17 protein-coding genes and 1 tRNA gene are annotated in these 24,478 nt (G+C 73.6%); 5 read left to right on the top strand and 13 right to left on the bottom strand.

Annotated elements, in window-relative coordinates; genetic code table 11:
- Nucleotides 1-134: 134 nt before the first annotated feature.
- The 4 genes from LZF96_RS11135 to LZF96_RS11120 form a co-directional block, all read right to left on the bottom strand.
- Complete coding sequence (locus tag LZF96_RS11135) at nt 135-1,760, bottom strand: class E sortase (RefSeq protein WP_233869600.1); 1,626 nt, start codon at nt 1,758-1,760, stop codon at nt 135-137.
- Complete coding sequence (locus tag LZF96_RS11130; protein WP_233869598.1) at nt 1,757-2,437, bottom strand: aminodeoxychorismate/anthranilate synthase component II; 681 nt, start codon at nt 2,435-2,437, stop codon at nt 1,757-1,759. The genes LZF96_RS11135 and LZF96_RS11130 overlap by 4 nt, the downstream gene beginning before the upstream one ends.
- A 97-nt stretch (nt 2,438-2,534) precedes the next feature.
- The gene (locus LZF96_RS11125; RefSeq protein WP_233869596.1) at nt 2,535-2,693 is read right to left on the bottom strand and encodes a hypothetical protein; all 159 of its coding nucleotides are present in this window, start codon (nt 2,691-2,693) and stop codon (nt 2,535-2,537) included.
- A gap of 403 nt (nt 2,694-3,096) precedes the next feature.
- Entirely contained in the window at nt 3,097-3,825 is a 729-nt protein-coding gene (locus LZF96_RS11120; protein ID WP_233869594.1) for a DUF881 domain-containing protein, read from the bottom strand.
- Between the two features lie 164 nt (nt 3,826-3,989).
- On the opposite strand from LZF96_RS11120, the gene crgA reads away from it, so the two are divergent.
- Nucleotides 3,990-4,253, top strand: coding sequence for a cell division protein CrgA (gene crgA, locus LZF96_RS11115; protein WP_233869592.1), 264 nt, complete (start codon nt 3,990-3,992; stop codon nt 4,251-4,253).
- 384 nt (nt 4,254-4,637) lie between these two features.
- Here crgA and LZF96_RS11110 read toward each other — a convergent pair whose 3' ends face one another.
- Nucleotides 4,638-5,558 (bottom strand): rhomboid family intramembrane serine protease, encoded by a 921-nt coding sequence (locus LZF96_RS11110; RefSeq protein WP_233869590.1) that lies wholly within the window; start codon nt 5,556-5,558, stop codon nt 4,638-4,640.
- 204 nt (nt 5,559-5,762) lie between these two features.
- Nucleotides 5,763-6,290 (bottom strand): peptidylprolyl isomerase, encoded by a 528-nt coding sequence (locus LZF96_RS11105; protein WP_233869588.1) that lies wholly within the window; start codon nt 6,288-6,290, stop codon nt 5,763-5,765.
- 301 nt (nt 6,291-6,591) lie between these two features.
- Here LZF96_RS11105 and LZF96_RS11100 point away from each other — a divergent pair, with 301 nt between their 5' ends.
- Nucleotides 6,592-7,320, top strand: a complete 729-nt coding sequence (locus LZF96_RS11100) for a DUF5324 family protein (RefSeq protein WP_233869586.1) — start codon at nt 6,592-6,594, stop codon at nt 7,318-7,320.
- A gap of 728 nt (nt 7,321-8,048) precedes the next feature.
- Here LZF96_RS11100 and pknB read toward each other — a convergent pair.
- From pknB to LZF96_RS11070, 6 genes are all read right to left on the bottom strand, one after another.
- Nucleotides 8,049-10,115 (bottom strand): Stk1 family PASTA domain-containing Ser/Thr kinase, encoded by a 2,067-nt coding sequence (gene pknB, locus LZF96_RS11095; protein WP_233869583.1) that lies wholly within the window; start codon nt 10,113-10,115, stop codon nt 8,049-8,051.
- 574 nt (nt 10,116-10,689) lie between these two features.
- A complete protein-coding gene (locus LZF96_RS11090; RefSeq protein WP_233869580.1) occupies nt 10,690-12,156 on the bottom strand; it encodes a penicillin-binding protein 2 in 1,467 nt (488 codons plus the stop codon).
- Nucleotides 12,153-13,481, bottom strand: a complete 1,329-nt coding sequence (locus LZF96_RS11085; protein ID WP_233869707.1) for an FtsW/RodA/SpoVE family cell cycle protein — start codon at nt 13,479-13,481, stop codon at nt 12,153-12,155. Before LZF96_RS11085 ends, LZF96_RS11090 begins: the two co-directional genes overlap by 4 nt.
- A 137-nt stretch (nt 13,482-13,618) precedes the next feature.
- Nucleotides 13,619-15,070 carry a PP2C family serine/threonine-protein phosphatase gene (locus LZF96_RS11080; protein WP_233869704.1) on the bottom strand — a complete coding sequence of 484 codons (1,452 nt, stop codon included), beginning with the start codon at nt 15,068-15,070 and terminating at the stop codon, nt 13,619-13,621.
- A gap of 73 nt (nt 15,071-15,143) precedes the next feature.
- Nucleotides 15,144-15,662 (bottom strand): FHA domain-containing protein, encoded by a 519-nt coding sequence (locus tag LZF96_RS11075; protein ID WP_233869577.1) that lies wholly within the window; start codon nt 15,660-15,662, stop codon nt 15,144-15,146.
- 10 nt (nt 15,663-15,672) lie between these two features.
- Nucleotides 15,673-16,443: a DUF3662 and FHA domain-containing protein gene (locus tag LZF96_RS11070; RefSeq protein ID WP_233869574.1), complete on the bottom strand. Its 771-nt coding sequence runs from the start codon at nt 16,441-16,443 to the stop codon at nt 15,673-15,675.
- 1,020 nt (nt 16,444-17,463) lie between these two features.
- On the opposite strand from LZF96_RS11070, the gene LZF96_RS11065 reads away from it, so the two are divergent.
- From LZF96_RS11065 to LZF96_RS11055, 3 genes are all read left to right on the top strand, one after another.
- Nucleotides 17,464-17,547 (top strand) — tRNA-Leu (locus tag LZF96_RS11065).
- Nucleotides 17,548-17,850: 303 nt separating this feature from the next.
- Nucleotides 17,851-19,320, top strand: a complete 1,470-nt coding sequence (locus LZF96_RS11060) for an SWIM zinc finger family protein (RefSeq protein ID WP_233869571.1) — start codon at nt 17,851-17,853, stop codon at nt 19,318-19,320.
- Nucleotides 19,317-22,172 (top strand): DUF6493 family protein, encoded by a 2,856-nt coding sequence (locus LZF96_RS11055; RefSeq protein WP_233869568.1) that lies wholly within the window; start codon nt 19,317-19,319, stop codon nt 22,170-22,172. The genes LZF96_RS11060 and LZF96_RS11055 overlap by 4 nt, the downstream gene beginning before the upstream one ends.
- Before the next feature lie 161 nt (nt 22,173-22,333).
- On the opposite strand, the gene LZF96_RS11050 is transcribed toward LZF96_RS11055, so the two are convergent.
- Nucleotides 22,334-24,421: a heavy metal translocating P-type ATPase gene (locus LZF96_RS11050; RefSeq protein ID WP_374203194.1), complete on the bottom strand. Its 2,088-nt coding sequence runs from the start codon at nt 24,419-24,421 to the stop codon at nt 22,334-22,336.
- Between the last annotated feature and the right edge of the window lie 57 nt (nt 24,422-24,478).

Here is a 24,478-nt window from a genome sequence, read left to right as displayed (position 1 = left end):
CTCATCGTTCTCCGCGTTCTGCTGCGCGTCTGCGTGGTCCGCGTGGTCCGCGTGGTCCGCGTGGTCGGAGTTCCCCGGGGGCCGCGGAACCCCCGCCCGGTGCCGTGGGGCCGGTGCCCCGGCGGCGCGCCGGCTCAGGCGACGAGGGCATCCGGCTTCCCCTCGCCGCGTGGCTGTTCGGCGACCATCTCGCCCCAGACGATGAGCCGGAAGGTGGAGGTGAACTCCGGGGTGCAGGTCGTCAGGGTGATGTAGCGGCCGGGTTCGGTGAACCCGCCCTGCTCGGGTATCGGGTCCAGCACCGTGATGTTCGACGGGGAGGTGGAGTCCAACCGGCTGCGCATCTCGTAGATGTAGTAGGTGGTCTCCGTCTCCACGATGATCGGGTCACCCTCGTTCAGCAGGTTGATGTAGCGGAACGGCTCACCGTGGGTGTTGCGATGGCCGGCGAGGCCGAAGTTCCCCTCGTCGTCCCAGGGCATGGCGGTGGGCAGACGGTCGGCCTCGGAATAGCGGCCGACCATGCCCTTGTCCAGGACGGTGGCCTCGTCCACGCTCTCCGCGACCGGCACCCGCACGTCCAGGGTCGGCAGGTACAGCAGGGCGAAGCCCTCGCCGGCGGAGAAGACACCGGGGTCGCGGTTGTCGGTCTCCTCCCCGTCGGAGCCGCCCTCCCACAGATCGGCCAGGGAGTCCGCCTCGCGGTCGGCGTGGGCGCGGGCCTCGACGTTGGTCCACCACAACTGGTAGGTGACGAAGAGCAGGAGCAGGACGCCGGTCGTCATCATCAGCTCGCCGGCGACGTTGGCGAACGTGTTGGCCCGGCTGGAGCGGCGGGCCTTCTCCGCCTTGCGGCGGGCCGCGCGCCCCTCCCCCGCGCCGGTCCCGGCACGGGTCTCCGGCGTCCCCGTCGACCCCGGCGCGGTGCGGCGCCGTCCGCCGGTGCCGGCGGAGCGGTCGGGGACGGTGGCCGGGGAGGCGGAGGGGTTGCCGGCGGAGCGCAGGTCGGCGGGACGCCGCAGCGCCATGGTCTCGTCGGGCGCGCCCGCGGACGCGTACGGGTCGGCGGACATGTACGGGTCGGCCGGGGTCGGGAACGCCGGGGTCGGGGCACCGGCCCCGCTCCGGGCGTCGGCGCCGTACGGGTCGGTGGGCGTGTCGTACGGAGTGCCGTAGGGGTCGCTCCCGCCGGTGGCGCCCGGGTGCCCGGAGGCCGGGTGCCCGGGGGAGGGCCCGGGGGAGTCACCGGGGAACGTGCCGGAGGTCTCGTCCCGGTACGGGGAGGTGCCGTGGCCGGCGGACCCGTACGGCTCGGCGCCGTACACCCCGGTTGCGCGGGCGTCCGTGTCGTGGGCGTCGGTGCCGCCCGCGCCGTATCCTCCGGCGCCGTAGCCGTCCGACCCGTATCCCTCCGACACGTACCCGTCCGAGCCGTACCCGTCCGAGCCGGAGGCCCCGTACGCCGTCGTGCCGTACGCCTCGTGTCCGGTGGTGCCGTACGGGGCCCCGCCGGTTCCGGGGCCCGCCCCCGACGGGTCGGCCGGTCCCGGTGACACCGGGGGGCCGGACTCGTACCGATCGTCGATCACGGGGGCGGTCCCGCCGTCCCCGGTCGCGGTGCCCGTACCGGGCAGCGGGTCGTTGAGGGGGTCGGAGAGGGCGTCCACCGCCGCCCGGAAGGTGTCCGATCCGGCCGGTGGGACCTGCGGCGATCCGGGCTTCCCCGTCCCGCCGTCCCGTTCCGGACGCACCGCGGTCACCTCGCGGGCTCCGGCCGACCGGGCCGTCCGATCCCCCCGACGACCGGGGCCAGGCCCCGCGACCTTTCCACGGCCGCGGCGTCACCGCAGGCGGTGAGCCAGTTGGCGAGCATGCGGTGACCCCACTCGGTGAGCACCGACTCGGGGTGGAACTGCACTCCCTCGACCGGTAGGTCGCGATGGCGCAGGCCCATGATCACACCGGGACGTTCGTCGGTCGATGCCGTGCGGGCGGTGACGTCCAATTCGTCGGGGAGGGTGCCCTCGACCACGGCCAGCGAGTGGTAGCGGGTGACGGTGAAGGGCGAGGGCAGGCCCGCGAAGACCCCGCCGCCGGCGTGCTCGATCGCCGAGGTCTTGCCGTGCAGCAGTTCGGGGGCGCGGTCCACCACCCCGCCGTACGCCACCGCCATGGCCTGGACGCCCAGACAGACGCCGAAGACCGGCACCCCGGCCCCGGCGCAGTGCCGCACCATCTCCACGCAGACACCGGCCTCCTCGGGGGTGCCGGGCCCGGGGGAGAGCAGCACGCCGGCGAAGCCGCCCTCGGCGACCCGCTCGACGGTCACGGCGTCGTTGCGCAGCACCTCGCAGTCGGCGTCGAGCTGCTGGAGGTACTGCACGAGGTTCCAGACGAAGCTGTCGTAGTTGTCCACGACGAGAATCCGGGTGCTCATCGGCGCGTCGTCCTCACTTCGGTGGTCCCGGTGCGGCGCGGGGCCGGGCGGGGGGACCGGCGCCCGGCCACCGCCCCGGTCGTCCCGCTCACCCGGGTCACTCCTCGACCGTCACGTTGTTGAAGGGCAGGATCGGCTCCGCCCGGGGGAAGACGTGTGTGAAGAGCAGGTAGACCACCCCGAGCGCCAGGCACAGGGCGATCAGCGCGCGCACCGGCGTGTTGCCCGGCAGGTGCCGCCAGATCCAGCCGTACATGCCGTCCGTTTCCCTCTTCTCTGCCCGTGGCGGATCCCCCGCCCCTCCGCTGCCCGGAAGGTGCCCGGGGCCGCGGCGCCGGGCACCCGTCCCGGGGCACGCCGACGCGCCCCCAGCGTACGACGCGCCGGGCCGCCCCCGGGTGGCGTCGACCGGACCGGTTCCGGCCGGCGGTCGACCGGGGGTTCGGAACGGCGCGTCGGGAGTGGGCCCCGGGGCGGCCGGCCGACGAGGCGTCCCGGGGCGGAAACCGGCACGAAACCGCTGTGAACTCCGGCTTCGCGCGGGGCTCCCGGGGCGGCCGGGCCGCGTCCGGGGCGGACCGAGGGGAGGAAGCGGGGGAGGCGGGGCGGAACGGCGCGGGGGTCGGCCGGGGGCGCGGGGAGGGCGGGTGTGCCGCGGATCACTCCACGGGGCGGGCGTGCTGGAGTTCGGTGGTGCCGTTCCAGCCCGGCAGGGTGACCGAGGAGTGTTCGTCCACCTTCCAGCCCAGGCCGTAGGCGTCCACGTACCGCCGGTAGACGCCGACGGCGGGGGATTCGTCGAGGGCGCGCAGCAGGTCCTCCCGCTCACCGACGGCGGTGATGGTGTAGGGCGGGGAGTACAGCCGTCCCTGGAGGATCAGGGTGTTGCCCACGCAGCGCACGGCGCTGGTGGAGATCAGCCGCTGGTCCATCACCTGCACGCCCGCGGCCCCGCCCTCCCAGAGGGCGTTGACCACGGCCTGGAGGTCCTGCTGGTGGATGACGAGGTCGTTGGGGCCCGGTTCGGGGGCCCAGGAGACGAGTGGGACGGCGTCCGGCGGCGCGTCGGTGAGGGTGACGGTCAGGCCGCCGCCGGAGAGTTCCTCGAGCCCGGCGGCCTCCTCGGCGCGGGTCAGGGAGCGGAGTTCGGTGTCGGTGACGCCGGTGTCGGACTCGCGGAGCGCGCGCACCTCCTCGCGCAGCCGGCCGGTGGCCTCCTCCTGACGGGTGTTCTCGCGGCCCCGGTCACGGATGAGGTCCGACATCTGGAGCAGCGGGTCGTCCTTCCGGAGGTCGGCGCCCCGGGAGACGCTGAACGCGGTCCAGAAGAGGAGTCCGGCGAGGGTGAAGACGGCGAGAGTGCCCAGGGGCCCGGGGCGGGGGCGCATGCGCCGCGGGAGGCGCGGGAGGCGCGGGGGAAACCGGTTCACTGCACCCTGCTCCCTTCCCGGCCGTTCGAACCACTACGCTAACGGACTATCCACCACCACGTACCGCGGCAACCTGCCGCTCGCTGCCCCCGGGGGGCAGCGCACCCGACAGGAGACCTCTCGTGCCGAAGTCCCGGATCCGCAAGAAGAAGGACGGCTCCGCCGCGAAGCCCGAGAAGCAGCAGACGGCCAAGCTGGACATGAGTTCCGGTTTCAACTGGGTCGCGCCGCTGATGCTGGTGTTGTTCGGTGTGGGCCTGGCCTGGATCGTGGTGTTCTACATCACCGAGGGCAGCCTGCCGGTGAGCGCGCTGGGCAACTGGAACATCGTCGTCGGCTTCGGCTTCATCGCCGGTGGCTTCGTCGTCTCCACCCAGTGGAAATAGCCCCCGGACGCCCCCGGGGGGTTATCCACAGATCGTGTGATCTTCTGTCGAGCTGTGGATAACCTCCCACTCCCGGGTATGGCGGGAGCGATCCGCACAGGTCGGCGAATCCACTCGCACCCCTGTTCGCCTGCGGAAACGCGATGCTCGGGGCGTGGGTTGCTCGCTGTGGATAATCGATGTGATCATCCACATTCTTCGCTGGTCACGGCGCCGGCTGTGGATAACCCGGTTCTTCCGGCACCCGGCCCGCACCGACCGGCCGGCGCGGGCCGGCTCGGTCGGCCGGTCGAGGGCCCGGCGGGAGGGCCCGGCGGGAGGGCCCGCCGGACGACCGGGAGCCCGCGTGGCGGGCCCACCGGCGCGAACCGGGCGGGGTCGGGTTCAGCCGGTCAGCTGCAGCGTGCGCAGCACGCACGCCACCAGCAGCACCAGACCCACCGCCGCGCAGGTCCCGTACTGCACGAGGGCCCGCCGTTCCCGCGGCGCGTGCACCATCGCCCACGCGATCACCGCGCCCGCGACCAACCCGCCCAGGTGGGCCTGCCAGGCGATGTTCAGGCCGGGCATGAAGGTGATGACCAGGTTGACCGCCAACAGCACCAGGACCGGCCGCATGTCGTACCGCATTCGGCGCAACAGCACCGCCATCGCCCCGAACAGTCCGAAGATCGCCCCCGAGGCGCCCAGCGACAACTGGTTCGGTGCCGAGAGCAGATAGGACAGCGTGCTGCCCGCCAGCGCGGAGAGCAGGTACAGCGTCAGGAAGCGGGCCCGGCCCAGGGCCGCCTCCAGGTTCGGCCCCAGGAACCACAGCGCCAGCATGTTGAAGCCGATGTGCCAGAACTGCTGGTGCAGGAAGGCCGAGGTCAGCAGGCGGTACCACTCGCCGGCCGCCACGCCGATGGTGGAGGTGTCCCAGGCCCCGGCGCGCGCGTACCCCAGCATCGCCAGGTCGCGCACCAGCGGGGTCCCGGCGCCCAACACCCCGATGAAGACGACCAGGTTGATGCCCAGCAGGATCTTGGTGACCAGGCGTCGGTCCGCCTGCACGGTTCCGCCGGCCAGGGTTCGGGGCCGGGTGCCGCGCAGCGAGGCGTCCGCGGCCCGAACGCACTCGGGACAGTGGTAGCCCACCGGCGCGTCCACCATGCAGTCCGGGCAGATGGGGCGTTCGCAGCGGGCGCAGCGGATGCCGGTCTCCCGGTCGGGGTGCCGATAACAGACGGCGAGCCCCGGCGTCGGCGGCCCCGACCGGTCCGCTCCCGGTCCCCGCGGTCCCTCGGGGGGTCCCTGATCCGCCATGGCCTCCCTCTCGCCGCGTGTCGACCCGGCTGTCGATCCTACGTTTTCCGCGCGGGCGGCGTCGGAACACCTCCCGGGTGGTCCCACCCGTCCGGTTCCCGCGCCCCTCACACCCGCCCGGGGACCGCCCCAAAACGGCGGGAGGGGCGGACGCCGGTGTCCGCCCCTCCCGAGCCACGGCGTTCCCGCCGGGGCCGCCCGCCCTCAGGCGCGCTCGATGGTGACCGACTCGATCACCACGTCCTGCAGCGGACGGTCGGTGCGGGCGTCGGTCGGGAGGCCCGCGATGGTGTCCACGATCTTCCGGCCGGCCTCGTCGGCGACCTCGCCGAAGATGGTGTGCTTGCCGGTCAGCCAGGTGGTGGGACCCACGGTGACGAAGAACTGCGAACCGTTGGTGCCCGGGCCCGCGTTGGCCATCGCCAGCAGGTAGGGCTTGGTGAAGGCCAGGTCGGGGTGGATCTCGTCGCCGAACTCGTAACCGGGGCCGCCGGTGCCGTTGCCCAGCGGGTCGCCGCCCTGGATCATGAAGCCACTGATCACGCGGTGGAAGACGGTGCCGTCGTAGAGCTTGGCGGCGGCCTTGGTGCCGGTGGCCGGGTGGGTCCACTCGCGGGTGCCCTCGGCCAGCTCCACGAAGTTCTTCACCGTCTTCGGCGCGTGGTTGGGGAAGAGCTCCACCCGGATGGGCCCGTGATTGGTCGTGATGGTGGCGTACAGCTTCTCGGCCACGTCGTACCTTCCGTCGGTTGTGCGGTGCCGTCGTCCTTGCGGTGACGGCACCCGATACTGCCATGTCGGCCGGCTCCCTTCGGGACCCGCCGGCGGCCCACGCGACACACCCTGCCCCGGATGCCCGTTTCGCGTGCCCAATCGAAGCGAAGGCTGCATGATTTGCGTACCGGTGGACAAGCGAGACACAGGACCCGCGCCGGCCGCCCCGGCTCCATCGGCTCCGCGTGTCCGGCGGGGCCCGCCCCGTGCAACTTCCGGATCAGCCGATGACGACCGCCACCGACAGGAAGGAAGAACCGTGACCCGCAACGGACGTGTGCGCGCCGCCGGCGACCATGCGAGGGAGACCGCGCGGCACGCGGCGGAGGTGGTGGGACCGTACGCCGCGTCCGCCAAGGACAACGCGCTGCACTACGCCCACGAAACCGGCGCCTACCTCGCCCCCCGAACCCGCAAGGCTGTTCGACGGGCGGAGGAGAACTACCGCACGCACGTCGCGCCGCACGTGGAGCGTGCCCGCCACTCGCTGCCCGACGGCGTCGACGAGGCCGCCCACCGCGCCGCCGACGGTACCCGCCGCGCCGCGCACCGCGCGGTCGAGAGCGCCCGCCAGGCCAAGGTCGCGGCCGCCCCGCGCATCGAGGCCGCCCGGACGCAGGCCGTACCCGCCCGTGATGAGGTCGTGGCCCGCTCGGCCGCCGCCGTCGCGGCGCTGCGCGGTGTCGTGAGCCCCGCCGAGATCCGTCGCGCCGTGCGCCGTCGGGAGCGACGGGCCCGCACCCGCAAGGCCGTGAAGTGGGTCGGTCTGACCGGCCTGGTGGCCGGTGGCGCCTGGGCCGCCTGGCGTTGGTGGGACCGCCAGACCAACCCGGACTGGCTGGTCGAGCCCCCCGCCCCCACCGAGCTGGGCGAGGGCGTGCTGGACGAGCCGGCGGTCCTGGACCCCGAGGTCGAGGCCAAGCAGGCGGAGGCCGACGTGACCGGCGACACCCGCGAGGGCGAGGAGAGCCCGGAGGACCGGGCCTGATCCGCTTCCGCACGGTGTACCGCGAGCCACCCCGTGCGGCCCCCGCCGATCCCCTCCCGGCCGGCGCCGCACGACACCCCCGGGCCCGTCCCGATCCACCCGGATCGGGACGGGCCCGGGCGCGTGCGGGAGGTCCGGGCCCGTCCCCGGGGCCGGCCGGGTGAAAATCGGTCCCCGTTTCCCGGTGCGCTCTCCCGGCCCCTGTTTCCCGGCGCCCCGGTGCGGCTCTCCCCGGCCGTAGGGGCCCTTCCGCCGGTTCTCCCGGCGCGAACCTCCCCGGCGTCGGCCGCCCCGGGCACCTCTCGTGACGCCGTGAGTCGTCGGCCGCCGGATGTCTCCTTCCCGGCCTCCCCGGTGTTCCTCCGGCCCCGGGTGGCCGTTTCCCGGGCCCCGGGGGCGGCCCTTCCGGTATCCGCCGGGCGTCTCTTCCCCGGCTCTCCGGGTGGTGGCCCGTCCGGTGTTCCGGCGTCGGCCGCCCCGGTCGTCGGGTGCCCGTGTCCGGCCCTCTCCTCCCGGTGCGGGCCTCCCGCCGTTCCCCCGGCTCGGCCACCTCTTCGTCGATCGCCGGGACGCGTCCGGGGCCCGCTGTTCGGCGGGATCCCCCGCCTTTCCGCGGCGGCCCGCCGGAAGGCGGCCCGGGGCCCGGGAAACGGCCGGGGGCGGCCCGATCGTGGTGATCGAACCGCCCCCGGAGCCGGTTTCCGGCTCCTCGTGCGTGTGGGTGGGCGTCAGCCGTTGCCGATACCGCCGATGAAGCCGCCGCCGCCGTTGCCGCCCTCGTCGTCACCCCCACCGTCGTCACCCCCACCGTCGTCACCGTCGTCGTCACCCCCACCGTCGTCGCCGCCGTTGTCCCCGTTGCCGCCGTTGCCGCCGTTGCCGCCACCGCGCTGGGTGATCACCCGGATGGTGTCCCCCTCCTGCACGGGGTTGCCGGCGCCGGGGTCGGTGCCGACGACCACGGCGTTGCCGCCGCCGGGGCCCTGGCGTTCGACCTGTAGGCCGAGCCCCTCCAACTGCTCGCGCGCCTGGTCGAAGGACTGGCCGACGACGTTCGGCACCTGGATCTGCTCGGGCTGCGGTTCCAGCGCCACCGTGATGGTGATCTGGCTGCCCGGCGCCCGGCGCGAACCGGCGCTCGGGTCCTGGGTCATCACCTGGCCGGCCGCCACGTCGCCGCTCTCCTGGTCCCGGCGGGCGACGGTGAAGCCCTCCTGTTCCAGGCGCCGTTGGGCGTCCTCGAAGGAGAGCCCGACCACGTCCGGCACTTCGGCGTCCTCGGGTGCGGTGGCCACCGTCAGAGTGATGGTGGTCCCCGGTTCGACCTCCTCGTCGGCGCCCGGGTCCTGGCCCAGGACCGTGCCCTCCTCGGCCTCGTCGGTGACCTCGTTCTGCCGCTCGGTGTCGAGGCCGGCCTCCCGCAGGGTCGCCACGGCGTCCTCGTAGCGCTCGCCGGTGACGTCCGGGATCGACACGTTCTCCGGCCCGGCGGCGGTGTACACGGTGACGGCGGAGCCCCGCTCGACCTCCGCCTCGGCGGCGGGGTCGGTCTCGCAGACCAGGCCCTCGTCGACGCCCTCGCAGGGTCTGACCCCGCCCTCCTCGGCCACCAGTTGGCGGTTCTCCAGCCGGCTGACCGCCTGTTCGTAGGTCAGCCCCCGGACGCTCGGCACCGAGGTGGTGTTCGGCGGGTCACCGCCGAACACCACCCGGCCGATGAAGACGGCGCCGATCAGCACCAGGATGCCCGCGACGATCAACAGGATCGTCGAGGTGTTGTTCTTCCTGCGGCGGGAGTCGCGGTCGTCGTAACCGTTGCCGTAGCCGTCGTCCGCCGGGGCCATCACCGAGGTGGCGGAACCGCCGGACTGCGCCCGCAGCGCCTGGGTGGGCCGGTCCTCGCCCCACCCGCCGCCGTACCCGGCCGCGCCCATCGCCGCCGCGGCGGCCACCGGGCGGCCGTCGAGGTACGCCTCCATGTCGGCGCGCATCTCGTCCGCCGACTGGTAGCGGTAGTCGGGGTCCTTCATCAACGCCTTGAGCACGATGGCGTCGATCTCGGGGGGGACCTCCGGGTCGTGGACGCTGGGCGGCTGCGGCTCCTCGCGGACGTGCTGGTACGCCACGGCGACCGGGGAGTCGCCGACGAAGGGCGGCCGGACCGCCAGCAGTTCGTAGAGCAGACAGCCCGCCGAGTACAGGTCGGACCGGTTGTCCACGGTCTCGCCCTTGGCCTGCTCCGGGGAGAGGTACTGGGCGGTGCCGATGACCGCGGAGGTCTGGGTCATGGTCATGCCGGAGTCGCCCATGGCGCGGGCGATGCCGAAGTCCATCACCTTGACCTGGCCGTTGCGGTTCAGCATGACGTTGGCGGGCTTGATGTCGCGGTGCACGATGCCGTTGCGGTGCGAGTACTCCAGCGCCTGGAGGATGCCGATGCACATCTCCAGGGAGCGTTCGGGCAGCAGCTTGCGCCCCGAGTGCAGCAGTTCGCGCAGCGTGGAGCCGTCGACGTACTCCATCACGATGTACGGGATGGAGATGCCGTCGACGTAGTCCTCGCCGGTGTCGTAGACGGCGACGATCGCGGGGTGGTTGAGCGAGGCGGCGGACTGGGCCTCCCGCCGGAAGCGGGCCTGGAACGTGGGGTCGCGGGCGAGGTCGACACGCAGCGTCTTCACGGCCACCGTGCGGCCCAGACGCGTGTCGTGGGCCAGGTGGACCTCGGCCATGCCGCCGCGTCCGAGTACCTGTCCCAGCTCGTACCGCCCGCCGAGGCGACGCGGCTCTTCCATGCTTCCAGCCCTCTCCGTTGGTCCCGGCCTCCCCGGTCGGGCGAGTGGTCTGCTGCGGGCCCGGGGGCCCGCGCATACGGTACCCGGCGCGGCCGGGGCCCCGTTACAGGGGAGACCCGCCGACGTGCAACCGGAACCGCGGTGCGCGGGTCGCCCGAGCGGCCCGCCGAATGGGTCCGGCACCCGTGACGCCCCGCCCCATCGGGGGGCGCCTTTCGATGCCATCACGGATAGGACTGTCCGGGAAGCCGATCGGTTGCGCCGGACGTGTCGCGGGACGGGAAACACGCGGGATCGGAGTGAATTCGGGAACGGTGGCCCGGCCGGGGTCCGGACGACCGTCTCGAACCACGGCCCGGGCGGCGCGCGACTCCACACGCACACCCCCGCGCACACCCCCGGCGCCGAGCGACGCCCCGGGACGGTCCGGCCACCGCCCGGGAAACGGGACGGGGGTGCGCGACATCACGGCGGAAACCGGTCGATCACCGGTCCCCGTGGTGTCGGCCACGTCCCCCACCGTTCGGGCGTGTCCCGGGCGTCCGGGGCGCGAACCCCCGGCGCCCGGCACGGATCACCCGCCGGAGACCACGGCCTCCATCACGGCCTTCGCGATCGGCGCGGCCAGACCGCCACCGGAGATCCGGTCGCGCTCCGCGCTGCCGTCCTCGACGACCACCGCGACCGCCACCGGCGTGCCACCGTCCTCCGGCATCGCGTAGGAGATGAACCACGCGTACGGCAGGTTCTCGTTGTCCTCGCCGTGCTGCGCGGTACCGGTCTTGCCGCCGACCCGCACGCCGTCGATCCGGGCGTTCTGCCCGGTGCCCTCCTCGACCACGCTCTCCATCGCGCTCTGCAGCGACTGGGCGTTCTCCGGAGACATCGGCCGGCTCATCTCGGAGGGCCGGTGCTGTTCGACCACGTTCAGGTTCGGCGCCTCCAACTTCTCCACCATGTACGGCTCCATCAACTTGCCGTCGTTGGCGATGGCGGCGGTGACCATGGCCATCTGGAGCGGGGTGGCGCGGTTGGAGGCCTGGCCGATGCCGGCCATCGCGTTCTGCGGCCGGTTGTCCTCGGGGTAGACGCTGGCCGCCGCCCGGACCGGGACGAAGACCTCCTCGTTGAAGCCGAAGGACTCGGTGGCCTCGATCATGCCCTCGTTGCCGATGTCGGCGCTCAGCCCGGCGAAGACGGTGTTGCAGGAGTCCATCAGCGCGATCCGCAGGGAGGCGTCCTCGCACCGCCCGGTGATCTGGTTGCCCAGCTCCACGCCGGCGGTGTCCGGCAGCACGTACGGCTCCGGGTAGTCGGTGGACTCGTCCACGTCGGCCAGCAGGCCGTTCTCCAGCGCCGCCGCGGCGGTGAGCACCTTGAAGGTCGAGCCGGGCGGGTAGGTCTCGCGCAGCGCCCGGTTCAGCATCGGGGCGTTGTCGTTGTTCTCCTGCTGGAGCCCCGACCAGGCCTCGCCGTCCTCGGAGGAGCCGCCGGCGAAGGTGGAGGGGTCGTAGGAGGGGGCGCTGACCAGGGCGAGGATCGCGCCGGTGGTCGGGTCGATCGCGGCGACCGCGCCCTTCTTGCCCTCCAGCCCCTCCCACGCGGCGCGCTGCGCCGCCTCGTTGAGGGTGGTGACGACGTTGCCGCCCTGCTTGTCCTTCCCGGTCAGCATGTCGATGGTGCGGCTGAAGAACAGCCGGTCGTCGTCGCCGGTGAGGATCGAGTCGTAGATGCTCTCCAGTTGGGTGGTGCCGAAGACCTGGGAGGCGAAGCCGGTGACCGGCGCCCACATCTCGCCGTCGGTGTAGGTGCGCTTGTGCCGGAAGTCGGTGCCGTCGGTCTCCTGCGAGCCGGTGATCGCGGTGCCCTCGACGATGATGTCGCCGCGCGGGTGCGCGTACCGCTCGATCGCCACCCGGCGGTTGTTGGGGTCGGTCTGCAACTCGTCGGCCTGGACGAACTGCACCCAGTTCACGCGCAGGAGCAGGGCGAGCATGAGCAGGCCGCAGAAGATCGCGACCCGCCGCATCGGCTTGTTCATGTGCGGACCACCTGAGTCTGTTCGGCGTCGATCCCGGCCGCCGGTTCCGGTGCGGGGCGGCGGGCGGTGTCGCTGATGCGCAGCAACAGCGCCACCAGGGCCCAGTTGGCGATCACGGAGGAGCCGCCCTGGGCCAGGAACGGCATGGTCATGCCGGTGAGCGGGATCAGCGCCGTGACGCCGCCGGCGACCACGAAGACCTGTAGCGCGAACACCCCGCTCAACCCCACGGCCAGCAGCTTGCCGAAGGGGTCGCGGGCGGCCAGCGCGGTGCGCAGGCCGCGCTGGATCAGCAGGCCGTACAGCAGCAGCACCGCCATCAGGCCGACCAACCCCAGCTCCTCGCCGACGGTCGCCAGGATGTAGTCGCTCTTGGTGGCGATGCCGCCGATCAGTCGGGAGTAGCCCTGGCCGAGGCCGGAGCCGAGCAGCCCGCCGGAGCCGAAGGCGTACATCGCCTGCGCGGTCTCGGTCACACCGCCGTTGGCGCCCGGCGCCAGCGGGTTGAGCCAGTTGTCCACGCGGTGGCCGACGTGGCTGTTGAAGCTCGCCACGACGACCGCGCCGCTGACCGACAGCAGCAGGCCGAAGACGATCCAACTGGTGCGCTCGGTGGCGACGTAGAGCATCACCACGAAGATCCCGAAGAACAGCAGGGACATGCCCAGGTCGGTCTCGAAGACCAGGATCATCAGGCTCAGCGCCCACACCAGCAGGATCGGGCCCAGGTCCCGCCCGCGCGGCAGGTACATCCCCATGAAGCGGCGGCTGGCCAGGGCGAGGGCGTCCCGCTTGACCATGAGGTAGCCGGCGAAGAAGACGGCTATCACGATCTTGGCGAACTCACCCGGTTGCAGGGAACCGACGCCGGGGATGGTCACCCAGATCCGGGCGCCGTTGACCTCGCCGAAGAACAGCGGCGAGATCAGCAGGATCATCGCCACCACCATCGAGATGTAGGTGTAGCGCTGCAGGATGCGGTGGTCCTTGAGGAGGATCAGCACGCCCAGGAAGAGCAGCACGCCGACCGCCGACCACATCAGCTGGTTGGGGGCCATCGCCCCGCCGAGGCGGGCGGTGGTGATGGCCGGCTCGAGGTCCAGCCGCCAGATCAGCACCACGCCCAGCCCGTTGAGGAGGGTGGCGATGGGCAGCATCAACGGGTCGGCGTAGGGGGCGAAGCGGCGTACCACCAGGTGCGCGATGCCCGCGATCGCGGTCAGACCCGCCCCGTACCCCACCATGCCGGAGGGGAGGGAACCGTCCTTGGCCAGGCCGATGTTGGCCATCGCCAGGAGGGGGATCAGGACCGCGAAGAGGAGCATGGCCAACTCGGTGTTGCGCCTGCTCGGCGGGGCGAGGGAGCCCACGGTGGTGTTGCCGGTCGCCGGGTCGGCGCCGGGTGCGGCGCCGGGGGTTCCGGTCGGAGTGCGCGTGCTGCTCATGGCTCGTTCGTTCGGCGTCAGCTCCCGGCGCGGGCCGGGACGCGGTCGGGGGCGCCGGCCGCGTCCGCGGTGTCCGGGGTGCCGGTGGGCTGTGCGGGGGAGTCCGGGTCGTCCGGCCCCTCCGGTTCGGTGGTGGATTCCTCGGCGTCGGGGTCGTCGGTCGGGTCGGTACCGGGGTCCTCGGTCGGGGCGTCCCCGGCCTCGGCGTCCTCGCGGCAGGTCGCGGTGTCCTCGCCCAGCTCGGCGATCTTCTCCTCCGCCTCGCGCAGGTCGCGGGCGGGGATGGCGTTCTCGACCAGGCCCCGCTGGTACTCGGGCAGGCACTCCAGCGCGATTTCGGGGTGGTCGCGGTGCACGCTGTTCAGACTCAGCGGGCCGAGGTCCTGGCTGACGCCCCGGAAGACCGCGACGTGGTCCCCGTTGGCGCCGACGAAGTACTGCTCCTGCGTCCAGCGCCACCCCGCCCAGGCGGCGGCGCCGACCAGACCGAGCACCAGCACCAGCAGCATCCCGCGCTTCCACCAGCGGCGCCGGGGGCGGGGCTCGCGGTACTCGTCCCCGAAGGAGCCCAGGACGTCGTCCTCGTCGTTGCGACCGTCCCCGGCGGGACGGTTCAGCTCGGCGGCACGCGCCGCCGGCGTCCCGCCGCCTCCCGGCTCCGGATGGTTCGGCCGCACCTCGGCGACGGCGCCGACGATCTGCGGCGCGTCGTTGAGCTGGGTGGCCAGGGTGTCGCCCTCGCCGTGGCCGGTGTCCAACACGTCGGCCACGATGCAGGTGATGTTGTCCGGGCCACCGCCGCGCAACGCCAGGTCGATCAGCTCGCGCACCGTCTCCGGCGGCGGGGCGAAGGAGCCGAGGGTCTGCTGCAACGTCTCGTGGCTGACCACGCCCGACAGGCCGTCGGAGCACAGCAGGTAGCGGTCGCCGGTTCGCACCTCCCGGATCGAGAGGTCCGCCTCCACCTGGTCCGCGCTGCCCAGCGCCCGCATCAACAGCGAACGCTGCGGGTGGGTGCCGGCCTCCTCCTCGGTGATCCGGCCCTCGTCCACCAACCGCTGCACCCAGGTGTGGTCCTGGGTGATCTGGGTGAGGAGACCGTCCCGCAGCAGATAGGCGCGGGAGTCACCGATGTGCACCAGGCCCAGTCGGCGGCCGGTCCACAGCAGGGCGGTCAGGGTGGTGCCCATGCCGTCGAGCCGGGGGTCCTCCTCCACCATGCCGCGCAACCGGGCGTTCGCCCGCTGCGCGGAGGTGTCCAGCGAGGTGAGGATGTCCGAACCGGGGATGTCGTCGTCGAGCTGGACGAGGGACGAGATGACCTCGGAACTGGCGACCTCACCGGCAGCCTGGCCACCCATGCCGTCGGCCACGGCGAGCAATCGGGGACCGGCGTAGCCGGAGTCCTCGTTGTGGTCCCGGATCATGCCGGTGTGGGATCCGGCGGCGAATCGCAGTGCCAGGCTCATGCTCGCCTCATCCATCGGTTCCGTGGAACTCCGCACGGTGCCCGCCCTCTGGTCGTCATGTGTGGGTCCGACCCTACTTCCGCAGCTCGATGACCGTCTTGCCGATTCGCACCGCGGAACCGGGCTCGATGGGCATGGGGCCGGTCAGCCGGGAACGACCGAGGAAGGTGCCGTTGGTGGATCCGAGGTCCTCCACGATCCACCGGCCGTCGCGATCGGGGTAGATCCGGGCGTGGCGGCCGGAGGCGTAGTCGTCGTCCAGCACGATGGTCGAGTCGTGTGCCCGGCCGAGCGTAATGGTCTGCCCCTGCAGAGCGACAGTGGTGCCGGTCAGCGAACCCTCGGTGACGACCAGCTTCGTCGGCGCGCCGCGTCGCCGCCGGCCGCCGGAGCGGTCGGCGGGCGGCTGCTGCCGGCGGCCCTGCGGGGCCCGCTGGTCCGGGCCGCGACGGGCCCCGGCGGCGGCGACCCGGCGTTGGGTGACCCGGGTGCCGAAGAGGTCGCTGCGGATGACCTGAACGGCCACGATGACGAACAGCCACAGAACGGCCAGGAATCCCAGCCGCATGACCGTCAGGGTCAGTTCTGACATGGCCCCCGCTTCACCCTTCGGCTTGCCGGTAGATGATGGTCGTACTGCCCACGATGATCCGCGAGCCGTCGCGGAGCGTAGCGTGCTTGGTGGGTCGGCCGTCCACCACGATGCCGTTCGTGGAGCCGAGGTCGCGCACGACGGGCGGTTCGCCGACCTGGATCTCGCAGTGCCGGCGGGAGACGCCGGGGTCGTCGATCCGCACGTCGGACTCGGTGCTGCGCCCCATCACCAGGGTGGCGCGGGAGATCTGGTGGCGGGTGCCGTTGACCTCCACCCAGTGCCGGACGCGGGTCTGCGGCGCGTACGCGGGGGCCGGTGGGCCGCCGCCGGGAAGAGGCATCGGCGGGGGGCCGGCCGGTGGCCGGGGCGGGAGGCCGGGGGCGTCCCGCCCCGCGCCGGGGGCACTGCCCGCCTCGGTGCGGCTGCGCACCCGGTACAGGCCGGTGTCCAGGCCCTCGGCGCGCTCCAGGCGAACGGCGATGTTCCCCATGAAGGTGTAGCGCTGCTGCTTGGCGTACTCGCGGACCATGCCCGCCAGTTCCTCGCCCAACTGGTTGGCGTAGGGGGCCAGTCGCTCGTGGTCGCCGGGGCTCAGCTCGACGGTGAAGTCGTTGGGGACGACGGTGCGGTCACGATTCCAGATCGTGGCGTTGTTGTCGCACTCCCGCTGCAGGGCGCCCGCGATCTCCACGGGCTGCACCTCGGACTTGAAGACCTTGGCGAAGGTGCCGTTGACCAGGCCCTCCAAGCGCTCCTCGAAGCGCTTCAGTAGTCCCATGGTGCACCTCCTTCTCCGGGCGGAACCCCGGTCTCGACTCCCGGCGCTTCCCCGGGCGGTCCCTCCGGGGGACTACCCGGGAGACCGCCGTCCTCACCGCCATCGCAGGTCACGATGATCACGGATACCCCGACGGGGGATCCGTAGTGCTTACTGATCGTATCCACGCGGCGGGGGATGCGATGGTTCCCGGGCGGAACGCCGTGTTCCGGGTGTGCCCGGCCGGATGACGGCCGGGACTCCTCGGAGTGGGGCGGGTGCGCGGTGAACCTCGCGGCTCCCAGTGTCCCGCATCGCGCGGGTGTTCCGGGCACGCCCGGGCACTCGGGCCCCGACGCGGCGCGATCCGTTGCCCTCCGGGGCGCGACGCGGGCCGGTTCCCGGTTGGGTCGCGGCACCCCGGGGAGCGGGCCGCACGGTGCGGGAAGGCCCGGGGAGGGAAACCCGGAGAACCCGGAAAACCCGGAGAACCCGGAGAACCCGGAGAAGAGGTGACCGGCCCGGGGCCCGCCCGGCTCCCGTGGGGAATCGGGTACGGGTCGGCCGGTGTGGATGGCGCGGACCCGGGCGGTGAACAAGGGGCGGTCGTCGCCCTCGCCCCCTTCCGACGCCCCGTGTCCTGCCGCCCTCCTCCGGCGCCGTCACCGGCGAAACCCACCGCCCCTCGTCACATCCCGGCGAACCCGGGGGCGCCGTGCGACGTTTCCATCGACCTTCCCTCCCGGCGCGAGTGTGCTCCGCCACACCCCGCCCGAGGAGCCCCGGCAGTCCCTCCGCTTCCCTCGGTCCGGACGTTCCCCCTGGTAGGGAGGGTCGTCCGCTCCGTCCGGTGCCCGCCCGTCGACGGCCGCCCCGTCGTGCCGGTCGCGCGGGGGAAACGGGTGTGAGAGCACCCCCGGGGCCGTGCTAGCCTTCTGAATGTCGGCGGGTTCGCCGCCCACAGGCCCTCACGGGCCAACCCGGGGAAGTGCGGGAGCACCCCTCGGAATGTGGGAGAATGAACCCGAGGACACACCCAATGCGCGGGTGGCGGAATAGGCAGACGCGCTGGATTCAGGTTCCAGTGCCCGAAAGGGCGTGGGGGTTCAACTCCCCCCTCGCGCACAGAGAAAAGTGGGCGGCACACATGTGCCGCCCACTTCGCTTTGCCCGGTGGAGGGTTCTCCCGGGGCACCGGTTCATCGGTTCGCGGCCCCGGGCCGGCCCCGTTCGGTGGGGATCCTCCCGTGTGAGCGACGTCTCGGCCGAGAGGGCCCGGGGCGCCCCGGCGGAACGGACGGACGCCGTTCGCCGTTCGCCGTTCGAGGAGGGCCGCGCGGGCCGGCGCGCGTCACGGCCGGTGACTCCCCCGGTCCCGGTTGTGGACGGCGGTGGTGGTTGTCAGAGGGGCGTTCTAGCGTCCCCGACATGACGTCCAACGTGCAGGCATACGCCTACGCCCGGCCCTCCGCCGTGTGCGGCGGGACCCTCGGTCTGGAGACCTCCGGCGGCCTGACCCCCGCCGGCCCGGCGGTGCGACCGCACTTCTTCACCGGTTTCCTCACCCGTCCCGCCGCCGCCGCGGCGGCTCTGCTCGCGGTGGCCGACGTGGCCGCCGCGCGCCATCACCGCCCGGATCTCGCCCGGTTGCGCGACCCCGTGGTCACCGCGCACGGTGACCGGTTGCGCTTCGAGTCCTTCTCCGGCTGCTGCGGTGTCCACGCCCGCCTGGACATCCTCGGCGACGGCCTGGACGGCGGCGAGGTGCTGCACGGCACGACCAACGTGGACGTCAACAACCCGCTGCGGGACGCCCTCGGCCGGGTCGGCGCCGGGGACCCGATGCATCTGCGCGTCGGTCCCGAGGAGTTGGCCGTGACCACCCTCGACGGCGCGGTCGTCGAGAAGAAGGTACCGCTGCCCGAACGCTGGTTGCGCGGGTTCGCCGAGACCCAGGTCATCTCCGCCGGTTTCGACCTGCGGGCCGAGTTGGACGCCACCGAGGCGGTCCGGTTCCTGCGCTCGCTGCCGCGCGCCGGTCGCGCCGGTCGCGCCGACGGGACCGTCCGCTGGTTCGTCCCGGCCGGTCGCGGTCTGCGGCCCTCGAGTCGACCGACCCCCGGTGCGGTCTGCCTGCCGGGTCCGGTCCGACTCGGCGTCCTACACCGGGTGTTGCGGCACGTCACCGGCCTGCGGCTGTACGGACCGCCGGTGGAGGCGGACGGCGCGCCGGTGGCCGGTGCCTGGGAGGTGCTGCTGCCCGGGATGCGGCTGACGCTGTTGCTGTCACCCGCCGTCGCGCGCGGTTTCAGCGGTGAGGGCGCGGTGTTGGACGCCCTGGCGGGCGACGAGGCCGCGGCCGACGCGGAGTTGATCGCCGTGCTGCTCGCCTGGGAGCCGCGCGTGGACCCGGCGGAACTCGCCGAGGGCTCGGGGCTGTCGCGCGAACGGGTGTGGGCCGCGCTGGTGCGGCTGGGCACCGCCGGCCGCGTCGGTTACGACATCTTTGAGGCCGCCTATTTCCACCGGGAGTTGCCGTACGAGGCGGACCGGGTGGAGCGGCACAACCCCCGGCTGGTGTCGGCGCGGGCGCTGGTGGCGGAGGGGGCGGTGACCTTCCTCGATGGCGGCGGGAACGGCGGGGGGCCCGACGGCGTCACAGCTTTCGACCCGTCCGGGGCGTTCACGGCCCGGGTGCGGTCGGGGGAGCGCGTCCACCTGGTGCGTTCCACCCCCGGTGAGCCCGTGCCGAGTTGCACCTGCCGCTGGTGGGCCGACCACCGGGGGCGGCGCGGTCCCTGCAAGCACGCCCTCGCCGTCCGCATCGTTCGCCGCCGGGGCGCGGCCGGTGTCCCCCATCCCGACTCCACCCGGAACCCCACAGGGAGCACCCGATGAGCCCCACGATCAACCGCCCCGCCGGCCGGACCGATTCCCGGGCCACCGCCGGCCTCCCCGACCCGGAGACCCTGGCCCGGCTGCGGCGCAAGGCGGGTGGTGAGCCCTCCGCGGCGCTGGTGTCGGCGGTGGAGGAGGCCGCCCAACGGGAGATACCGACGCTGCTGGCCGACCTCGACGACGCGGCGCGCCGCGCCCTGGTACCCGAACTCAAGCGCCTGCGTCGGGAGAACCGTTGGCGGAGGCCGGGGATACACCGTGCCGCCCACCTCGCCGGCGCGGGTTGTCACACCGGAGCGGTGGCCTGCGCGACATGGTTGGCCGCTCGGGGCGAGTTCTTCGAGTGGCGGGACACGACACCGTTCCTGGAGGTTCTGGCCGGTCGGCCGCCGGAGTTCCTGGCGAAGGTCGTGGAACGGTTCGCGGACCGCTCCGAGTTGCAGCCGTGGGAGGTGGACCTCCTGATTCGCCTGGCGGACGCGGCGGGGGTGGAACCGCCCCCCACCGAGGGGTTCGTGGCGGGATGGAGCACGCGTGTCCACGGGGTGCTGCACGAGCGGACCCGTCTGCGACGCCGACGGGCGCGGCGGGAGCGGGGGACCCCGGGGCCTGCCGCCGGGTCCACCGACCCCGACCCCGGGTCCACCGACCCCGTCGAACCGCACGGTGACCTGCTCACCCTCCTGCGGGAGGATCCGCTGACCCCGCGCCTGATGCCGGTCCTGCTGGACACCCGGGAGTGCCCCGGCCGCCTGCACACCCTCCCCGAGCCCCCTCCCGGGGTGGAACATCCCCTGGACACCTGGCCCGGCGCCCTCGCCCACCTGGCCGGGGAGGGGCTCCTCGATCGAGGGGCCATGATCGGGACCGCGCTCGCCGTGGCGGTGCGCGCCGGCCACACGCTGCCCGACGTCCGGTTCCACGTGGCGTTGTTGCGCGCGCTGGAGCCCACCGTCGAGGAGGCCGCGGACCGGATGGGGAACTGGACGCGTCTGCTCGCCGACGCGCCGATCCCGGCGGCCGGGTACGCGCAGGAGGTGCTGCGCGACCTGTGGGAGAAGGACCGGCTGCCGGTCGAACGGCTCGCCGAGGCGTCCCGGACGGTGTTCTTCCGCACCGAGAAGAAACTGATCCGGACGCAGTTGTCGCTGCTGGACGCGGTGATGCGGGCCCGCCCGGAGACCGTCTCCCTCCTGCTGCCCACCATCGGTGAGGTGTTCGGTCACACCGACACCGCGCTGCGCGAGCGGGCCCTGAGGGTGGTCGGTCGCCGGGTTCGGCACGCGGATCGGGCGGCGTGCGAGGAGTTGATCACCGCCGCCGAGTTGTTGGGGCCCGGTCTGCTGGACACGGCGGCCGAACTCCTAGACGCGCCCGACCTCCTCGCTCTCCCCGGCCCCGAGCCGGCGGGTTCGCACATCGACGCGCTGCCCGAACCGCGGGCCCCGCTCCCGCTGCCGGCCCCCGCCGGGACCCCGGAGGAGTTCGTCGCCGATCTCAACGCCGCCCTCACCGCCGACCTGCGCGGCAGCGGCACGGCCCTCGGGTACGAGTGGGTGTTGGACGGTCTCGTCCGGCTCGCCCATCGGGATCGCGCCGCGCTGGTCGCGGCCCTGGCGCCGGTCACGGAGGCCCACCCGGAGTGGTTGAAGGGGACCAACTGGCTTCAGTACGGCCGTGGTGACCTGATGCTTCCGGTGGCCGCGGCGGCCGGTGGGATCACGGTCGACGACATTCTGAAGGTCCGGCGGACGCTGGAGTACGAGAGGTGCCGGCACATCCGCTTCTTCCTGCCCCACCGTCGACGCACCGTCGAGATCGCGTACGCGCTGCTCACCTCGGTGCCGCCGTTTCTGTTGTCCATGCCCGACGACGAGTCCGGCGCGCTGGACCCCGAGGTCCTCCTGGACCGCCTGCGGTCGTATCGCGACGAGGGCGTGTCGGCGGTCCCGATCGACCTGGATGTCGCGCTGTTGCGCTCACGCCGCCCCGACGACCCCTCGGTGCTCGCCGCCCGGGCACGGGAGGTGGGGACGCCGGAGGGCACACGGTTCGCCGAATGGTTGGAGGGCCCGGGCCTGCCCCCGTTCCCGACCGAGCGGGTGAGGGCGGAGGTGGTGGAGGGGCGCGAGAGTCTGCGGATGGTGTCACCACCGTTCCCCCACCCGGTGGCACTCCTGCCGTCACTCGGCGAGCTCGGCGACGGTTACCTCTCCGGCCCGGCCGCCGCCGGCCGTTCCCACCTCTGGTGCCACTGCGCGCTCTCGCACGCCTCGCACTGGGCGTCCCTGGTGCCCCACCGTCCCGACGGCGTGGCGATTCATCTGATCCAGCACCTGGAGAACTCCGCTCTGTGGAACGACCGTCCCGAGACCCGGCAGTTGATCGCGCTGGCCGAGGCGCCGGGCCCGGCCGGGCCCGCCCTGCACCTGGCGATCGCCTACGGGCTGAGCGCTCGACACCCCGACGACCGGTTGGCGACGGTGGACGCGATCCTCGCCCTGGCCGGCCGGGGGGAGTTCGACGCGGCCCGGTTGGGGAGCGATCTGGCCGAGTTGGTCGGGCTCGGGGCGGTCAAGGTCAACCGGGTCACCGATGCCCTGGCCCTGCTCGTCCCGGCCGGTGCCCCGGCGACGGCGTGGGCGGTGCTCTCGGTGTTGTTGCCGGCGTTGCTCGCCCCGGGCGGCACGCCCCCGCGCGGCGCGGCCGATCTGCTGGCGGCGGCGGCCGAGGCGGTGGAGACCTGCGGGGCGCGGGGGGAGCACGGGTGGCTGCATCCCCTGGCCGACCGGAAGGGCGGGAGCCGGTTGGTCACCGAGGCCGGGCGTCTGCGCCGCGCGCTGACGGCGTAGCGGGGCGGGGGCCGGTTCCCCGCGTCGGCCCCGGGACGCACGGGCCCGGGGCGGGGTCCGCCCCGCTCGTCCCCGCCGGGGCGCGGTACGCGCGGTGCCCGTCGGTGTCGAGCCGGCCGCCCGGGGGAATCCGGACGGCCGGCTCGATCCCGGCCGGCTGCTCAGCCCCGGGGCGCGGGTTCCCGCTCCGCCGCCGGCCTCCGGGGGGCGGGAGCCGGGCCGGGGCGGGCGTTCCGCCAGGCCGACTCCCGCAGCAGACGCAGCCCGTTGAGCGCGACCAGCACGGTGGACCCCTCGTGACCGGCGACGGCGAGTGGCAGCGGGAGGTGACCGACGAGGTCCCAGGTGACCAGGGCGACGATGAAGAGGCCGGCGATCACCAGGTTCTGCACCACCAGCCGGCGGGCCCGGCGGGAGAGCGCCACGGCGGTGGGCACGGCTCCCAACTCGTCGCGCACCACGACCGCGTCGGCCGTCTCGATGGCCAGGTCGGAGCCGGCCCGACCCATGGCGACGCCGGTGTGCGCGGCGGCCAGCGCGGGAGCGTCGTTGACGCCGTCGCCGACGACCATCACCCGCCGTCCGGCCGCCTCCAGTTCCCGCACGGCCGCGACCTTGTCGGCGGGCAGCAGTCCGGCCCGCACGTCCCGTTCCGGGTCGAGACCGACCTCGGCGGCCACCGGGCCGGCGGCGCCGGGGTTGTCGCCGGTGATCAGCAGGGGCCGGGAGCCGGTCAGGGCGGCGAGGCCGGCCACGGCGTCGGCGGCGTCCGGACGCAGTCGGTCGGCGAGGCCGAGCACGCCCACCGGCAGGCCGTCGCGCAGCACGACGACGGCGGTGCGACCGCGTTCCTCCAGGTCGGCGACGAGCCGCCGGGCGGGGGCCGCGACCGGGACGGGGAGGTCGGCGAGCAGGCGGGGACTGCCCACGGCGACCAGCACGTCGTGGTCGGCGCGGTCGGGGTGCCCGCCCCGCTCGCCGGAGTCCTTGACGGCGACCCGGGCGGTCACGCCGGAGCCGGGAACGGAGGCGAAGTCGCGGGCGGTGTGCGGGCGCGCGCCGCGCTCCCGGGCGGCCCCGGTGACGGCCCTGCCGATGGGGTGTTCGCTGGGGTACTCGGCGGCGGCGGCCAGGGCGAGGAGGCCGTCGGTGTCGAGGCCGTCACCGCCGTCACCGCCGCCGCCCTCGTCGGCCGGCAGCGGGAGCACGTCGGTCACCCGGGGCGTGCCCTCGGTCAGGGTGCCGGTCTTGTCCAGGGCCACGGTGTCCACCCGGCCGAGTCGCTCCATCACCACCGCCGACTTCACCAGCACACCGTGTCGGCCGGCGTTGGCCATCGCGGAGAGCAACGGCGGCATGGTGGCCAGGACGACCGCGCACGGCGAGGCGACGATCATGAAGGTCATGGCGCGCAGCAGGGCCGAGGAGAAGTCGGCGCCGAAGGCCATCGGCACCGTGAAGATGAGCAGGGTGGCGGCGACCATGCCGACGCTGTAGCGCTGTTCGATCCGCTCGATGAACAGTTGCGTCGGTGCCTTGGTGCGGGAGGCCTCCTCGACCATGGCGACGATGCGCGCGATCACCGAGTCGGCCGGGTCGCGGCTCACCCGTACGGTGAGCGCGCCGGAGCCGTTGAGGGTGCCGGCGAACACCTCGTCGCCGGGCTCCTTGGCGACGGGCAGCGGCTCGCCGGTGATGCTCGCCTGGTCCACCTCGCCGACACCGTCCACCACGGTGCCGTCGGCTCCGAGGCGTTCGCCGGGACGGACCAGGATCAGGTCCCCCGTGCGCAGCTCCTCCGCGGGGATCTCCTCCTCCACCCGCTCCCCGCCGTCGCCGGGCGGGCGCAGGCGGGTGGCGCGGGCGGGGGCGAGGTCGAGCAGACCGCGCACCGAGTCGGCGGTGCGGGCGGTGGCGATGGCCTCCAGGGCGCCGGAGGACGCGAAGATCACGATGAGCAGGGCGCCGTCCATGGGCTGACCGATCGAGGCGGCGCCGAGGGCCGCGACGACCATCAGCAGGTCGACGTCGAGGGTCTTCTCCCGCAGGGCGCGCAGCCCCTCCAGGGCGGGCCCCCATCCGCCGGTGACGTAGACGGCCGCGTAGAGCGGTCCCCACAGCCAACCGGGGGCGCCCGCCAGGTGGAGCGGGAGAGCGAGCAGGAAGAGGGCGAGCGCGATGGCGGCCCACCGGGTTTCGGGGAGGTCGAGGGGGGCGGTGCGCCGGCCCGATCGCCGGGCGGGGCCGATGACGGGTTCGTCGGTGGCCGGCTCCGGGGTGCGGGCCGGGCCGGTGGAAGGCGGTCC

The sequence above is a fragment of the Streptomyces sp. ST2-7A genome (assembly GCF_021390475.1).
Taxonomy (GTDB): domain Bacteria; phylum Actinomycetota; class Actinomycetes; order Streptomycetales; family Streptomycetaceae; genus Streptomyces.
Note: the sequence above shows the minus strand (reverse complement) of the source record. Positions and strands in the feature narration are given on the sequence as shown.